The sequence below is a fragment of the Vibrio sp. CUB2 genome (genome assembly GCF_001557945.1).
GTDB classification, from domain to species: Bacteria; Pseudomonadota; Gammaproteobacteria; order Enterobacterales; family Vibrionaceae; genus Vibrio; species Vibrio owensii.
In genome coordinates this window covers 15,271-29,216 of sequence record NZ_LNRB01000010.1, presented here as the reverse complement: position 1 = coordinate 29,216, position 13,946 = coordinate 15,271, and the positions used below count along the sequence as shown (strand labels likewise).

13 protein-coding genes are annotated in these 13,946 nt (G+C 43.5%); 3 read left to right on the top strand and 10 right to left on the bottom strand.

Features of this window, described 5'->3' with window-relative positions; genetic code table 11:
• Positions 1–25: 25 nt before the first annotated feature.
• Entirely contained in the window at positions 26–1,114 is a 1,089-nt protein-coding gene (locus tag ATB78_RS16875) for a sensor domain-containing diguanylate cyclase (protein WP_061009364.1), read from the bottom strand.
• Between the two features lie 206 nt (positions 1,115–1,320).
• On the opposite strand from ATB78_RS16875, the gene ATB78_RS16870 reads away from it, so the two are divergent.
• Positions 1,321–1,641 carry a hypothetical protein gene (locus ATB78_RS16870; protein ID WP_061009362.1) on the top strand — a complete coding sequence of 107 codons (321 nt, stop codon included), beginning with the start codon at positions 1,321–1,323 and terminating at the stop codon, positions 1,639–1,641.
• Between the two features lie 236 nt (positions 1,642–1,877).
• The gene (locus ATB78_RS29855; RefSeq protein ID WP_009704081.1) at positions 1,878–2,039 is read left to right on the top strand and encodes a hypothetical protein; all 162 of its coding nucleotides are present in this window, start codon (positions 1,878–1,880) and stop codon (positions 2,037–2,039) included.
• Positions 2,040–2,537: 498 nt separating this feature from the next.
• Here ATB78_RS29855 and ATB78_RS16865 read toward each other — a convergent pair whose 3' ends face one another.
• The 5 genes from ATB78_RS16865 to ATB78_RS16845 all read right to left on the bottom strand — a co-directional run bounded on the left by ATB78_RS16865 (position 2,538) and on the right by ATB78_RS16845 (position 7,686).
• Positions 2,538–3,800 carry an amidohydrolase family protein gene (locus ATB78_RS16865; protein ID WP_061009360.1) on the bottom strand — a complete coding sequence of 421 codons (1,263 nt, stop codon included), beginning with the start codon at positions 3,798–3,800 and terminating at the stop codon, positions 2,538–2,540.
• A 98-nt stretch (positions 3,801–3,898) separates the two neighbouring features.
• A complete protein-coding gene (locus ATB78_RS16860) occupies positions 3,899–4,912 on the bottom strand; it encodes an XRE family transcriptional regulator (protein ID WP_240537413.1) in 1,014 nt (337 codons plus the stop codon).
• Positions 4,913–5,129: 217 nt separating this feature from the next.
• Entirely contained in the window at positions 5,130–5,405 is a 276-nt protein-coding gene (locus ATB78_RS16855; RefSeq protein WP_061009358.1) for an ANR family transcriptional regulator, read from the bottom strand.
• Positions 5,406–5,543: 138 nt separating this feature from the next.
• Positions 5,544–6,179 (bottom strand): TRIC cation channel family protein, encoded by a 636-nt coding sequence (locus tag ATB78_RS16850; protein WP_050554353.1) that lies wholly within the window; start codon positions 6,177–6,179, stop codon positions 5,544–5,546.
• 70 nt (positions 6,180–6,249) lie between these two features.
• Positions 6,250–7,686 carry an amidohydrolase gene (locus ATB78_RS16845; RefSeq protein WP_061009357.1) on the bottom strand — a complete coding sequence of 479 codons (1,437 nt, stop codon included), beginning with the start codon at positions 7,684–7,686 and terminating at the stop codon, positions 6,250–6,252.
• Between the two features lie 245 nt (positions 7,687–7,931).
• On the opposite strand from ATB78_RS16845, the gene ATB78_RS16840 reads away from it, so the two are divergent.
• Positions 7,932–8,849 carry a LysR family transcriptional regulator gene (locus ATB78_RS16840; protein WP_061009355.1) on the top strand — a complete coding sequence of 306 codons (918 nt, stop codon included), beginning with the start codon at positions 7,932–7,934 and terminating at the stop codon, positions 8,847–8,849.
• Positions 8,850–8,924: 75 nt separating this feature from the next.
• On the opposite strand, the gene ATB78_RS16835 is transcribed toward ATB78_RS16840, so the two are convergent.
• The 4 genes from ATB78_RS16835 to ATB78_RS16820 all read right to left on the bottom strand — a co-directional run bounded on the left by ATB78_RS16835 (position 8,925) and on the right by ATB78_RS16820 (position 13,882).
• On the bottom strand, positions 8,925–10,055 hold the full coding sequence (locus ATB78_RS16835; RefSeq protein WP_061009352.1) for a BspA family leucine-rich repeat surface protein: 1,131 nt from the start codon (positions 10,053–10,055) through the stop codon (positions 8,925–8,927).
• Between the two features lie 26 nt (positions 10,056–10,081).
• Positions 10,082–10,519: a BspA family leucine-rich repeat surface protein gene (locus ATB78_RS16830; protein ID WP_061009350.1), complete on the bottom strand. Its 438-nt coding sequence runs from the start codon at positions 10,517–10,519 to the stop codon at positions 10,082–10,084.
• A 329-nt stretch (positions 10,520–10,848) separates the two neighbouring features.
• A complete protein-coding gene (locus ATB78_RS16825; RefSeq protein WP_009704073.1) occupies positions 10,849–11,892 on the bottom strand; it encodes a GMP reductase in 1,044 nt (347 codons plus the stop codon).
• Between the two features lie 454 nt (positions 11,893–12,346).
• A complete protein-coding gene (locus tag ATB78_RS16820; protein WP_061009348.1) occupies positions 12,347–13,882 on the bottom strand; it encodes a bifunctional ADP-dependent NAD(P)H-hydrate dehydratase/NAD(P)H-hydrate epimerase in 1,536 nt (511 codons plus the stop codon).
• Positions 13,883–13,946: the final 64 nt, after the last annotated feature.

Sequence of the window (13,946 nt, the reverse complement as noted above, 5' to 3'; positions counted from 1 at the left end):
TAGAGCGTCAATGCTGAGAAGATAGTCAAAGCACATTGCATTGACGTGAGCTATGTTTCTCGCTCAGTTCAGCCTTGGCACTTGCTTGTTGTATCGATTCATCTTCAGAGCTACACACTCGGTTTCGACCCAATGTTTTCGCACGATAAAGCGCTTTATCTGCTCGGCGATAGCTTTGCTCTACAGAACGGTTGATCGTCGTAATTCCGCCACTGATCGTAATACCCAATACACTTTTCGATTGAATAATTTCTTTAAGACGATAAATCGCTTCAAATGCATTGCGAGTATTAGTCTCTGGCATGATGATGGCAAACTCCTCACCGCCAACACGCGCGACAATGTCTGTCTCTCGGCACTGTGCTTTCATCAAGTTCCCGAGGTCTTTGATCACCTCATCCCCAACATCATGACCGTGTTTATCATTAATCTGCTTGAAGTGGTCTATATCGATAATAGCCAATGCGGTATTAGACACCGCGTAACGATCAGCAATACTCGCATGACGCGCCAGCTCCTTGTCGAAACGACGGCGATTCCAACAACCCGTTAGTGGATCTTTTTCGGCAAGGTTCTTCAGTTTATTCTCCAACCGCACTCGATGGCTGATGTCTCGGAAACTAAGCACATAACGGTCGCTCATTCCCATCCCCATTTTATAATGAGTAATGTGCGTATCTAGCGTTAGATGGTCACCAAAACGATTGGTCACTTTGATTTCACCTTTCCAGTTGGCTTTCGCGCCTAACTTGGTCATCGCCTTGTTCAAACAGCTGAAGCCATACTGTTGCAGGTTTTCACCATTCAGTTGTTCGCGTGTATAGCCTGTCAGCTTAGAAAAACTCTTGTTCGCAAAATCGACTCGTAAATCTTGATCGAGAATGACGACACCAATCACCGAGTGTGCGGCAATACTTGCGATCTTTTCGTCAATGCGTTCACTTTCTAAGTGGTAGTTGCGCAATACCATCAATAAGCCGATAACGAACAGCAACAATGCCTGCCAACTGTAATCATGTGTGAGCGTGTAAATTCCCCAGCCAGTCAGCGTCAATAGATAAACAAAAGGAAGTAACTTGCGCTTGGTGTCGTTAGTAAACTTTCTCGCATTCATAATGCGTGCTCCGAATAATTCGATGAGCAAAGGTTATTGAATTCAGGTTGTTAAGATTTACCACTTTGCGCCACACCTTAATCACTGACATGCCGCTGACAAACCATCATCGCTATTCGTTTCTTCGTTTATGTCGCTTAATGGCAATTTTTAGACGTCGTTGCCCTTTATCTTATTCAGCAACTTGATTGAATTAGGAAAGAGAAATGAAAGCACGTAATGCCCTTTTGATTTTACTTACAAGCACTATTGGTTTTAACGCTTATGCGATTACCGACGCCAGCAAGATTGGTGCAAACGCAGGCGCGATGAGTTACTGCTACGATCGCGTCGCCTCTGGCAAAGACAAATCGAAATACCGTTTATTGAAGCTCAAAACACTGGAAGAGTATCAAGAGCTAGACAGCGGTGATCGAGCGAGAGCCCTAGTGATGAAGAAAGCCGCTGAAGATGGAGAATATCTTGGCGATCCACTGGATAAATCACGATGCAATAGCTTAAGAAAGATGTTGTTTGTAAAATACTAATCGAACCAAAATCCTTAAAGCCATCACTGTTTAGTGGTGGCTTTTTTGTATCTTTAATCCACTCATCACAAATTCACCCCGACTATTTATAACCGTTCCAATCGATATTACTTTTTTATCTTTACGTGCGAAGTGGCGCCAAATGGTAAGTCCCCATTCACGCTTATTTCTACTATACCGCTACAGGGTATGCATTGAGCGACAGGAGTCCCCCACTTAAAAAATGAGAGACCAAAATGACTTACGCAGAGTTCAAACAAACTGATCTACACACTTGTCTAACCGTTGCTGGTGAGCTGATGCTGACCATCGGTAAAGTTGCCTTCAAGACCATAAAAATTTTATTCAAAGCCTTTGCTTGGTTGGCAATCAAAACTTACCGCTATGTGATGAAGTAAGCTGATTCGAACTCACTCTGTCGCATTACTTTTAACTAGAACCGCGCCTTTCAAGGTGCGGTTTTTTGTATGTCCTATCCCCAAGTTTAATTCCCTATCGCGCCCTTCTTTCCCCTCGCTCCTTCTTTACACTTGGCGCTCAGAACAAAGCAAACCAATGCTAGTTATGAACCAATTAAAAAGAGAATCGGTACCTCTTATTGACTCCTATGTTGAGTCACTCAAGACGTTTTACTTAAGCTCTTAGGGAACTAAGCCAACGTGAGGCTCAATGCTAGAAACGTTCTGAGGCACTCTGGATAGGCAATATAAAAAGACTAACAAGAGGAGCTTTGAGATCAATGTGAGGTGATCTTGTGAAGATAGTGGCAGGAAGGTTTAACGGCTTTAGAGCTGGGTTAAGGTTGAGTCTAAAAACCGTTCACAGGTTGAGCTTCACTTTTCTTAACACGCAAAAAAGGCGCTCAGTGAGCGCCTTTGCCTAGGAGGTGTTAAGATTTATAGCGTGTTCTTGTACACGACACCGTCTTTCATGATCAACTTCTGTGTATCTGTGTTTGCCACACATTCCACACCTTCTAGAGGGTTGCCATCGACGATCAACAAGTCTGCGTAAGCACCTTCCACGATTTGACCTAACTTACCTTCTTGGTATGGGTGTTGGTAAGTCGACATCTCGAACAAACGACCACAGTTTGACGTTGCCATACGAAGTGCCGTGATGGTATCGAACGTTTTCTCAATCGCTCCCAATTCATTTAGCTGTGTTGCGTGAACATTTGTCTCGCCAACGCAGTCTGTACCAAACGCGAGGTTTTGAATATCGTACTTCTTGATTAGCTCAGCAGACTTAAACATCGCTTTACCAACACGTTCGGTTTTTCGATAAGTTTCCTCATTCGGTAGCGGGATTTTACGCTCAGCGATCAAAGAGGATGTAAAGTATGAAGGGATTACCCAAATGCCTTTTTCTTTAATCGTCTGAGCGATATCGTCATCCATAATCGTTGCGTGTTCGAATGACATCACCCCTGCCTCAGCAGCTCTGCGCATCGCATCTGGCGTATGAATGTGCGCCGCGACATAAGTACCGTAGTCGCTCGCTGCTTCTACCGCTGCTTTCATCTCATCAAGCGTGTATTGCAGCGTATCAAGTGGGTCAAAGGTAGAAGACGCACCACCACCAGCCATGATTTTGATTTGTGATGCGCCCTTAAATAGCTGTTCACGAACGGCTCTTAATACTTCTGCACGACCATCTGCCACTTTCATCGCGCCTAGCTTCATCATTGGCGAATCTTCGTGGCCATTCGCTAAACGCTCTTGAGCTTGGTTTTGGCGATAGTCTGCATGACCACTCGTTTGCGAGATGGCTGCCATTGAAGGCAAAATTCGCGGACCTTTTGCATAACCATTATCGATGCTGTTTTTCAAACCTAATGTATTACCTGCCACGTCACGAATGGTCGTGAAACCGCGCATCAACATCTCTTCTGAGATTTTCGCTGATCGAATCGCGACTTCTTCACGTGTCATAGTGTCAATCACATTAAATGGTGCTGACAGCGTGATGTGTACGTGCGCATCAATCAGCCCAGGCATCACCGTTTTGCCTTCGGCATCGATGATTTGCTCAGCATTCGAGTCATCCACTTTCCCGATTTGTGTGATCAAGTTGTTTTCAATCAGAAGGTCCACGTTCTTCAGAAGTTGCTCATCCACACCGTTAAACACGTTTGCATTTTTAATTACGATACTCATGGTTTCTATCTCCGAGTCAGTTGTCTCAATACAGGTGCATCATATCGAGTGACTCGGGAATAGAATTGCCATTTCGCGACAATGAAGAAATGAAGATATTAACTTGCGAGCACCTCTATCAGTGCCGCCATAGGCTTAAAATCCCGCAGATTACACAAATTACATTCAGGATCACAATTCGCTAAACACTCTAGTTTGTCTTTCACCTTCTTTAATAAGACAGGATTGGAGATAGACTTAATAATATTGTGTTTAAACAGATATACGCCCATGCTGCCTTTCTCTTTCGGTGGGTAGTACTTTACTTCTTCCGCATTAAACACCAATTTGCTAAAGGCAATTAAGGGTTGAAAATCGACAATAAAGAAATACGCATAATCTTTCTTACTTGAATAACGAATTAAGTAATAACAAAGAGCCTGCACAATCAACTCAAAATAGTGGGCTGAACTTGTAAAGTACCCTACACCAATCAGACAGCTTTTTTCCGCTTCTTCCTGAGACATACTAATAAAGGAAGGTAGGCCATTAATGCTATCGATATTCACGAGGCCATACCAATGACCAACAATGGCCTCTTGCTCGTTTTTAATCAAAACACATTGATATTTAACATCATTGCCTTTGTCTTGCAGATCCTGATAAAAACGCGCTAAAGGAGAGATATTGTGATTAAACTCTTTAAACATATCCGCGTATTCATTCAAAGACAGCGATTTAATTTCACTCTTTGGTGGCCCAGATACCTTACGATATGAGAGATTAGATATTGAAAAATCGAGCGCTTTTACGAGTGTGCTGATCACCACATCATGTTTGTTCGAGTAACGAGCTTTAGAAAGATCCATTCTTAATAGAACTTCCACCAAATCCATTTCCAAACACTTAGCGATATAGAACTGTTTGTAGATTGGTGGGACGCTTTTTCCAGTAAACCACCTACTCAAGGTAATAGAGTCTAGTCCTTTGAACTCTTCGTAATAGTTGTTTTGCAGCAACGCAATAACATCTTTTCGAGAAATGCCTCTCGTTTCAACCCAACGACTTAACTCGTCTTTAAAGCAATACGCCATATGACTCCCCCTTTCAATCAAAATATCCATTGCTGACATGAGTATTTAGAACAGATATCACATTATTCCTGCAGAGCATTTCTATTGATGCCCTTTATTAAATAATGCAGCCAACTATTAAAGGAGGTTATTTAATTTTATCTTTTTTAGATATATGTGCGCACCACTCTCAGAATTTTCTGACAGAATATAAAGAACCACAGAAAACATGAGAGACTCGTTCCGTGTCGTTTTTTTGATTATATTTAAAGGGTATTTAACTAAACACCGTTCCTCTGAAAGATGAGAGACTACTCATTGCAATTTTACTCTCCCTGATTTGAATAGAAGGTTCCGATGGAAAGTAAAAGCCATTTTCTCGAGTACGCCCTCGGCAGAAGTCCGACCGCAACAACGCCCAATGCTTATTGCTACTATTTTCTGGTGCTTTGGTTGCAGCTGCGAGCCAAAACTCACACGCTAATCCCCACTCATATTCCCTCTCATTTGCAGCAGCTTGTTTCGCCAACTCAAGATAATCTTTATTAGGCACATTTTCCTCCGTGAGCCAATAACAAAAAGTCATCTTAAGGAATGGATAAAGACCATAAATAGCATTCAAGAACGATTTAGTTTTAATAATGCAACTTTTGCGTTTTTTGACCGAATAGCAAGCTCAATTCGAACGTGGTTATCTCATGATCGCCCAACTTGGAACCTGAACATGTTTATTGATAGTAAGGTGACGCATGTATATCACCAAGACGATTGCCCCCACCGCACTGAAGTCAGCAAGTTGGGGCGCGAAAGACAAGACAACCGCATGCAGTGTACAACCTATCGCCACAGGAATAGCGTAAAGCTCTTTAGATAAAAACAAGGTTGGACGCTGAATCAAAACGTCTCTGACTATCCCACCACCTACCGCAGTAATTACTCCCAAGAGAATAGGAGCAACGGGTAGACCAAAACCTAAGCTCCACGCTTTTTCTGTTCCTTGAATTGAGAACATTGCTAACGCTACAGAATCGACATACAGATTGACTTTATTCATCCAATTTTTCTTTATGAGAGAAAAGCAAATAAATCCAATCAAACCACTCGCTATGGCAATCCAGACGAGATAAATATCTTGAGACCAAAATACTGGAACATCTAGCATACAGTCTCGTATGGTACCCCCTCCAACAGCGGTGGTGACGGCTAAAACCAGCACGGTAAAAACATCGGTTTTCTTTTCACTTGCAGCAAAAACTGCTGATAAAGCAAAAGCAGCCGTACCGAGAACCGTAATGGTCTCAATCAAAAAAACTGTCGTAATAAACATGCCCACACTCTCTCGCCAGCAAAACATAGGAAGGATTGTGGGTGAAGATTGACCTCACCCGCCATTGTCATTAGTGGTGACACACGCCTAAATGTTCTAGCGCAGTGTGTAGGCAACATTCATAGTGATGAACTTGCTCATCATTAAGTATGCCACGTGGATTCGTCACGGTGTCGTTCAATGAAACATACTCACGACCCGCTTTTTTGTTCTCAAATTCTGCTTTAACTTGTTCTAGTAAATCAGTATTTGTCATCAACTCTAACCCTTGTGCTGCAAGGACGTGTGCCGCATTCAGCCCTGCTTTCTGACCAATACTCATACCGTTACAAGCCGTACAACCCCATTGATGTGGTGGAATATGCAAAGGCCAAGCCGCGTAAACAATTCCCATTGTCGGAACATTCCAGCTGATATCCCCGACATCCGTTGAGCCACCAACTTCAATACCTTGTGGTACATCCATCACATCGGTTGCTAAGCCGTCTTCAGGCTTACCCATTTCTCGTTGAATGCTCTTAGCGAATTCTTGCTCCTCTTGCGTCCAACTCAATGGAAAGTAACGATTCAGATGCTCGGTGATAGAACTTGCTAATACATCATTTGGCAAACAGTCGTAGATTCCACCTAGGTTTGTCACCTCCGTTGTGGTTTGTGTCGCCAATGCCGCGCCTTTTGCTATGTCCTCTAACCACGCTTTGTGTTGACGAACATTCTCCGCGCTTTTGCCTCGATAACGTACTAACACTTTTGCATAGTCAGGCACCACATTTACAGCTGAACCACCATTAAGGATTTGATAATGGAGACGGCCTGTTGGCTCCAATTGCTCTCGCATCATGTTAGCCGCAACAATAAATACTTCAGCAGCATGAAGCGCGCTTCGGCCGTCCCAAGGAGCAGCACCAGCGTGAGCCGTTACACCGTGCCACTCGACGATAAGATCGATAGAAGCGGTAGAATGGAAGTTTACTGCCGCGTTCACCATAGCTGGGTGGTTATGCAGACATACATCAAGCTCATCAAACACACCTGTCGCTGCCATGTAGTTCTTACCATTTAGTGACTCTTCTGCAGGACAGCCGTAAACCTTGATTGTTCCTTGAATGCCCTCTTTATCCATATGTTGCTTGAGTGCAATTGCAGCGCCAATTGAAGAAGAACCAATTAGGTTATGACCACAACCATGACCATTTGTGTTGCCGCTTTTAGCCGGCGTTTTGTGAGGAACCGTGTCATTGCCCAAATCTGGCAAAGCGTCAAATTCGACAAGGTAGCCAACCACAGGCTTACCCTGCCCCCACGTCGCCACCCACGATGTTGCTAGATCAGCAATATTGCGCTGTTCAATAGTGAAACCATGCGCTTCAAGAACAGAACTTTCTAACGCCGAGCTTTCAAACTCTTCATAGCTGAGCTCTGCATAATCCCAGACCTGAGATGCCATTCCCCAAATAACCTCTGATAGTTGATCTACTTCGCGGTCAATATTGGTGTAATCAGTCATTGTGTTTACCTTATTGGTGATTTGATATGGAAATAATTCGCAGCACCATTGGTTCATCGCCATGTCCTGCGTGTTGATGCAGTTCATATTAGCGATGAATTTGAAACGCAATAAATGCGTTATGACGGACGCTATCCGTCCAAATTAACTCGACCACATCACAGCAATAAGCTTAATAAATGGCAGTTTATAAGCGTAGTGATAAGTTTTAGATAGACGACATCGAGGAAAAGGAAGTATCCAATATGAGCACCAGCATTGAACAATTACTGGCATTTGTGACGGTGTACGAAGAGCGCTCCTTTAGCAAAGCAGCAGCCAAACTCGGTAAACATCGCACGACAACAGGCCAAGTTATCGCCAACATGGAAGATATTCTCGCGGTAGAACTGTTTGAGAGAATTGGTCGTAATGTCGAACCAACCGAAGAAGGGCACTTGCTCTACCATTACGCCAAAGCAACGATTGCGCAATCTGACACCTTCGACAAAATCGCCCTTAGCTTGGCCTATGGAGGACTGGAGGGAATCACCTTTGCCCACTCAAGCGTTGTGCCCCACGGGATGCTCGCGACCATTCGAATGCAGCTTGCTAACGACTTCCCGAATATGAAGGTGAATTTTCTAGTAAAAACAAAAGCGGAAGTTGAAGAGGGTATTAATAATGGCGATATTCATTTTGGTTTAGTACACATTGATCAAGGCAAAGGAATGTATGGTAAAGACGCTACCTTTATCGGTCATATGGAATTTTTGCCGTTCGTTAAAAAAGGCAGCCCCCTCTCTCAATTGCCTGATGATAAGGTATTAAATGCGCTCAGAACTACCAGACAATTTGTTCTTAGAGCATTTGTGCATGAAGGGTTAAAAGAAAAGCTCATTGTATCGGCTGACAATGAAGAAGTTGATCAACTCGCACTCACGATCAAACTCATTCAATCCGGCTTAGGCTGGGCATGGTTACCAAAGGTGCTTTCAGAGTCTCAATACGTCACAGAAAACTTGCAGCCACTTAAACCTCGAGAACTCAAGCACGGACTAAAGTTCTCTTTTGCTTTGTGGAATCCGCACTCTAAGCAAATCCTTGAAATCAAAAAGTCGGTACTTAAAGCAGTAGATGATTACATCGACCATTTTAAAGCACTGCAACTGAATGATGTGTAAAGAAAATACAGGAACAAAAAAGCCAGCGTTGAATCCATCAACACTGACCTTTGTTTAGTTAAACCGAAACGGGAATCAGTCTACAAAATACGGCAGGTGTTTTTCAGACAGAGCACTGCCTTTCGCAAAGTCAGTATGCTCAGTTACCTTACTCACGTTCCAATTGGTTAAATCTTGGTTAAATGCTCTTGCACCTGCAAACATGTAGTTCATAGATGTCGCATTCGATGTATCCCAACGGCCTATATCTTGGTTAAACGCACTTGTGCCATAAAACATTCTTGTCATGTGCTCTACATTTGCCGTATCCCAATGGCCTATATCTTGGTTAAATGTTTTTGCATCTCTGAACATATCTCCCATATCCAGAACTCTTGATGTATCCCAATGACCTATATCTTGGTTAAATGCGCTCGCGCGATAAAACATTCGAAACATATACACTACTTTCGACGTATCCCAATGGCCTATATCTTGGTTAAAGGTATCCGCGGAATCAAACATTTGATACATAGACACCACATTCGATGTATTCCAATGACCTATATCTTGGTTAAAGTTTTTTGCATTCTGAAATGTAAACTTCATCTGTGTCACATTGGACGTATCCCAATAACCTATATCTTGATTAAAGGCATCTGCGGAGGCAAACATGCCACTGATATCCGTAACATTGGACGTATCCCAATAACCTATATCCTGATTGAAGGCGTCTGCACCATAAAACACATTTATCATTTTCGTCACATTCGAGGTATCCCAATGACCTATATCTTGATTAAAGGCATTTGCGAAGGCAAACATATGGGTCATATCTGTAACTCTTGATGTATCCCAATCACTAATATCTTGGTTAAATGATTTTGCTTTATTAAATAGGAAAGCCATATCCGTCACATTCGAGGTATCCCAATCACCGATATCAGCATTAAACATTTCAGGGTTAAACGATTGGCGTTTAGAAAATACGCCCCTCATATTAGTCACCTGTGTGGTACAAAACCGAATTTGTCCTCGCTCCAGATAATCCAACATAGTCTGATCTTGAATAAGTGTATTATCGACCACGACATAAACTTGACCATTTTCAAGCATCACTGAGTTAACATCTTGGTCAGGACATTTTACCGAGATATCAATAGCAAAAGCAGTTTGGCTAGCGAGCGCGGCTGCGCCCACAAGAAGTGAGGCTATGGTTCTTTTCATTGTATTTTCCTAGGGTTGAATAGACGTTATTGCGTAAAAGTTGGAAGGTTATCTTCAGACAGGCCACTGTCTTTAGCGAAGTCGGTATGACGAGAGACACGCTTGACGTTCCAGTAGGTCAAATCTTGGTCAAAGCGTTTTGCGCCGGAGAACATACGGTCCATGTTGGTAACACGGGAAGTATCCCAGCGGCTGATGTCTTGATTGAAGTATTGGTCTTTAGCGAACAGGTCACTCATGTCCGTCACATGACTGGTACAGAGCAGAATGTTGCCATCCAGAAAGTTTTGCCAGTAGTCTGAATTGCGGATTAGCGTGTCATTGACGACCACAAACAATTCATCTTCTTGAACCATCACGGTTCCTGGTTTATTTGATTCGCAAGTCACCGTTTCTGGTTCATTAGCATAGGCTTGGCTACAACTTAGTAGCGCGCAGGCGGAAATAATCGAACGTAGCTTCATGATTAAGATATCCGTGTCTTATAAAACGAATCTCGATCATATAAAAAGCATTTTTGTCAGTTTCACTAATAGAGGCTTTAAATTAACTAAATCAGTAAAAATGCATTCCTTAGCCCAATAAATACCTCACATTAATAACAGAATTCATTATAAAGAGAGTTTTTTGTGAGATGTTCTGATAATTGTGTTGAATATAGTCAGTGTATTTTCTAAGTTTACTTAAGTAACGGCTATTTACCGTATCAGTCTTTTTGCATTTCGTTTTTTGATCAAAAAAAAGAGCCGCAAACTGCGGCTCTTAATCTATCTATTTCTATTTAAGCAAAAACTTATTCTTTACCGAATACGTTGTTTTCTTGCTCTTGTACGCGGATGAACGTAGTACGCTTGGTTAGCTCTTTAAGCTTTGCTGCACCTACGTAAGTACATGTTGAGCGAACACCGCCAAGGATGTCTTGGATAGTACCGTGAACGCTGCCACGGAATGGTAGAAGTACGGTTTTACCTTCTGCTGCGCGGTAGCCAGCAACACCACCAGAGTGCTTGTCCATCGCGCTCTTCGACGACATTCCGTAGAATTTCATGAACTTCTTGCCGTCTTGTTCGATCACTTCGCCGCCTGACTCTTCGTGACCTGCTAGCATACCGCCTAGCATTACGAAGTCAGCGCCGCCGCCGAATGCTTTTGCAACGTCACCCGCACATGAACAGCCACCATCACCGATGATCATGCCGCCAAGGCCGTGTGCTGCATCACCACACTCGATGATTGCAGAAAGTTGTGGGTAACCTACACCTGTTTTAACACGTGTAGTACATACAGAACCTGGGCCGATACCCACTTTCACGATGTCTGCGCCCGCTAGGATTAGCTCTTCACACATGTCGCCAGTTACTACGTTACCTGCAGAGATAACTTTGTCTGGGAATGCAGCACGTACACGTTGTACGTACTCGACTAGGTGCTCTGAGTAACCGTTCGCGATATCGATACAGATGAAGATAAACTCATCAGAGATCGCCATGATGTCTTTGGTTTTTTGGAAGTCTGCATCAGACGTACCCGTAGACACCATTACGTTGTTTAGCGTTGTTTTGTCAGCTGTTTTTGCAAACTCTGCCCAGTCTTCTACTGTGTAGTGTTTGTGAACAGCGGTCATTACACCATGCTCTGCTAGTGCCTTCGCCATTGCGAAGCTACCAACCGAATCCATGTTCGCCGCAATTACAGGTACACCAGACCATTGACGGCCACTGTGCTTGAATGTAAAATCGCGGGTTAAATTTACTTGAGAACGGCTCTTAAGGGTTGAACGTTTCGGGCGAAACAGTACATCTTTGAAACCTAACTTAAGTTCTTGTTCGATACGCATTGTGTAATTCCTTGATTCATAAGTATATGTGTCATCTCAGAGTGCGTAGTGAAGTCGTTGGCAGACGAGTTCACTGTTCTTCGGACACAAAAAAACCGGAGCGTTGGCAGACGCTCCGGTTTTCAGCATTATAGGTCGTGATTTATTTCCTACAAGTCTGATATTTGAATTTTTTTTGTGATACCATCTTGGAAATCGCATATCAAAAACACCTCACCGCTCTCCAAAACCATAACTTTATTAACAATATCAAATAGTTAAAACCAACCTCTATTTAATCCTTTGCGCAAACCTTTGCGTTAAAGAATGGGGATTTTACCGTTCAACCTCTCATAAACGCTCAAAATTACACCAAACGATACTTATTAGTCGGTTTGTACAAGAATAATTTTCTAATTTTTTTCACGCTCCACATCACTTTTCTGCCACTTTTTTTGAGTGTATCAAGCACGCACTAGCTCTCTGTAACGTTTATAGCGCATCGAAGTGATTCAATAACATCACTTGCTAATAACCCAATTTCGCCTTTTTGTTGAACATTAATGTCCGCAGCGTGACTATGGAGCATGACTCCCAAACGTGCAGCAACAGCAATAGGTAACCCTTTGGCAAGCAGTGCGGCAATCACACCAGAGAGCACATCCCCCATACCGCCACTGGCCATTCCCGGATTTCCGGCAAGACAAACGTACATTCTCACACCATCATAGATGAGCGTACCTGCCCCTTTAAGTACAACGACACCTCCATAACGTTCATGAAGTTGTCTTGCTGCGGCAAAGCGATCTTTCTCTATGTCCTTTGTAGAGACATTAAGTAAACGTGCGGCCTCTCCCGGATGTGGAGTCATAACGCGTTGCTCATCTCGTAAAACCACGACGTCGTTACGCTGATTCAGCATCGCAAGAATATTGAGTCCGTCTGCATCAACGACTTTCAGTTTGTGCTGCTGAGATAAGTATTGATAGGCTTGATGCGCCCATTCATCCTCACCGAAACCAGGACCAAAAGCTAAAACATCCCCCCAACGTGTCCGTTGAATCAGTTGGTTGTCCTGCTCTTTTAGCTCATCAAACGTAATAGCCTGACTCATGACTTCTGGAGAACCGACTTGCAATGGCAACAATGAGCTTGGGTGAGTGAGAGCGGCGGTTAACCCTGCCCCTGTTCTTACTGCGGCTGAAGCGCACAAACAAATGGCGCCAGACATGCCTTGATTACCGCCTATACATAAGAGCTTGCCATTATTCCCTTTGTGGGCTGTGGCTTTTCTTTTTGGTAGTAACCTTTTGATGATTTGATGGTCGATACCTAAAGCACTTTCTTCTTCAATTGAATCAAACTCAACGTTTACCCCCAAGCCTGAAAAATGCAGCTCACCGACGTAGTCTCTCGCCTGCCCTGTACATAAGCCTTGCTTCACACCAATAAAAGTCACCGTATGATCCGCTTGTATGGCATCTCCAAGCACGGAACCTGTGTCTGCACTTAACCCCGAAGGAATATCGATTGAGATAACCGGGCAATGAATTTGATTAACTTGATCAATGTAGCGGCGATACTCATGCCTTACTTCACCAGAAAGCCCTGTTCCAAGCATGGCATCGATGATTACATCCGCCTCTAAAAGTGCAGTATGCCAATCATCCCAAGAACAATTCTCGCCATCCACAGATTGCCAATCTTCAAACGCTCGCAACGCATCCCCTTTCAATGATGTGGTGTCACCTAGCTGGAAAACACGAACATTTAACTGTGCCTGTTTGGCAAGCGTGGCAAACACGTATCCGTCTCCACCATTATTGCCTTTGCCGCAGACCACCAGCACGGTTCGCGCCCTTGGGTAAAGATGAAGAAATCGTTCGTATACCGCCATTCCTGCACGCTGCATTAGGCTGTACATTGAGACGCCTGCCATTTGAGCGGCGAGTATTTCTCCGTTTCTGACTTGCTCTGCGGTGTAGAGCTTGAGGGCGAGATTAAAGTCCATATTGAGATTCTGCGTTTTAGAAGACACGATTTAAGTATACGAAAAAGCCGAGGCGAACCTCGGC